The following is a 1881-nucleotide window of genomic DNA, read 5'->3' as shown; positions in this document are numbered from 1 at the left end:
GTCCGGGGCCACTCCGGCGGTCGTGCGGCCCCCGGGACACCGATCCCCGGGACACCGGCGCCGGGAGCCTCACCCGGCCCGGGCACGGGCAGTGTGCCGGTGTCGCTGCCGCGCTCCGGCCACGAGGGGGCGTCGTCGTCCGGGCCGACGGTGTCCGGATCCGGGGGGAACCCGTCCGCGTCGTCGGGAACTGCGTCGGTGTCCTCCGGCTCCACCTCGTCCGCGGGGAGCCGGTGCCGCCCCGCACGGTCCGAGCGCAGGATCTTGGCCAGCACCATGTTGAAGGTCAGCGCGATCTCCCGGGAGGCGGGCGAGCCCCACTCGTGGATGGGGGTGCAGGCACCCTGCGCCTGCTGGACGACCAACCGGTCGGGGATCGCGGTGGGCATGACCAGCCTGCCGAACGACTCGCGCAGTTCCTCGATGCGGTACTGGTGCTCGTGCGAACGCACCCGGAGCCGGTTGACCAGGACCCCGGCCGGACGCAGCCGGGGGTTCGCCGCCGCCCGTACCTCGTCGACCGCCTCCAGGGCGCGCCGGGCCCCGGAGACGGCGTACATCGTCGGTTCGGTGACCAGGATCGCGCTGTCCGCGGCGATCAGGGCGGACCGGGTCAGCCGCCCCAACGAGGGCGGGCAGTCCAGCACCACGATCTCGTGCGGGTCACCGTCGGAGTGGGTGCGCAGCGTCTCGAGTGCGCGGGCGAGGTTGTCCATCCGGGGGGCCTGCGGTCCCGGTTCGTTGAGCAGCTCCAGATCCTCCGCCCCGACGAGGACGTCGAGTCGGTCGCTCCAGCCGCTGGCCGCGACCGCCTGGTTCAACAGCGCGGGCCGGGGGGAGTCGAGGACATCGGCGAGCGTGGCCTCGGTCAGTGGAGGGTCGAGCGTGGCGGTGGCGTTGCCCTGCGGATCGAGGTCCGCCACGAGTGTCCGGGCGCCCCTGCGCAGGGCGGCCGAGGCGAGGCCGAGAGCGACCGTCGTCTTGCCGACGCCTCCCTTGAGACTCAGTACGGCGACCGTGTGCACGCCTGCGAGCGTAGCCCCGTCCGGTCACCGTGAGAACGCGCGCGGTCCCCCAACTACGCTTGGACCCCATGCGAGCGGAGACTTCGGCCGGTCACGGGTCGGCGGCGGTGCGGAAGGTGCTTCACGACGAGCTGCGGGCCGCCCGGGAGCGGGGCGCCGGGGAGCCGTCGGTGGTCGACGTCGGGGGCGGCAGCGGTGTGTGGGCCGTACCGTTCGCCTCGGCGGGCTGCCGGGTGACCGTCGTCGAACCGAACCCGAACGCGCGGGCCACCCTCGAACGGCGGGCGGCGGAGGACGGTGTGTCCGACCGGATCACCGTGGTGGCCGACGACTCGGACGCGCTCGCCGCGCACGTCCCCGAGGGCTCCGCCCACCTCGTGCTGGTCCACTCACTGCTGGAGGTGGTGGATGATCCGGACGCCGTGCTGGACGCCGCCACCCGGGTGACCGCCCCCGGCGGGGCCGTGTCGGCGTTGACCGCCAACCGGCACGCCGCCGTGCTGCACCGCGCACTCACCGGGCGCCTCGGCGAGGCACACCGGCTGCTCGTGGACCCGGACGGGGTCCTCTCGCACGACTCCGAGACCGTGCTCCGCCGGTTCGACACCGACACGCTCACCCGGATGCTCACCGACACGGGTCTGGCGGTGGAACTGATCCGGGGTGACTGCGTGGTCGCCGAGATCGTGCCCACGGCCGCGGACTCCCCGGGCGCCTCGGTCGACCGCGAGCACGAACTCGCCGAGTTCGAGGCGGTCGCCTCGGCCACACCGCCGCTGCGGGACATCGCCAGCAGGCTGCACGCGCTGGCCCGCAAGGCGGGCTGACCGCGACTCGCCCGCAAGGCGGGCTGACC

General features: G+C 74.3%; 1 protein-coding gene and 1 pseudogene. One reads left to right on the top strand and one right to left on the bottom strand.

The genetic code is table 11. The features are described from left to right. Positions 1-200: 200 nt before the first annotated feature. Positions 201-1025 (bottom strand): annotated as a pseudogene (locus tag ACTIR_RS22510) (ParA family protein); the annotation flags it as partial. 68 nt (positions 1026-1093) lie between these two features. Between ACTIR_RS22510 and ACTIR_RS0109425 the strand changes: the two are divergent. Further along, positions 1094-1852, top strand: coding sequence for a methyltransferase domain-containing protein (locus ACTIR_RS0109425; RefSeq protein WP_026454077.1), 759 nt, complete (start codon positions 1094-1096; stop codon positions 1850-1852). Positions 1853-1881 lie beyond the last annotated feature (29 nt).

Origin of the sequence: Saccharomonospora iraqiensis subsp. iraqiensis, from assembly GCF_000430445.1 — a bacterium.
Classification (GTDB): domain Bacteria; phylum Actinomycetota; class Actinomycetes; order Mycobacteriales; family Pseudonocardiaceae; genus Saccharomonospora; species Saccharomonospora iraqiensis.
This window is presented reverse-complemented; position numbering and strand designations above follow the sequence as displayed.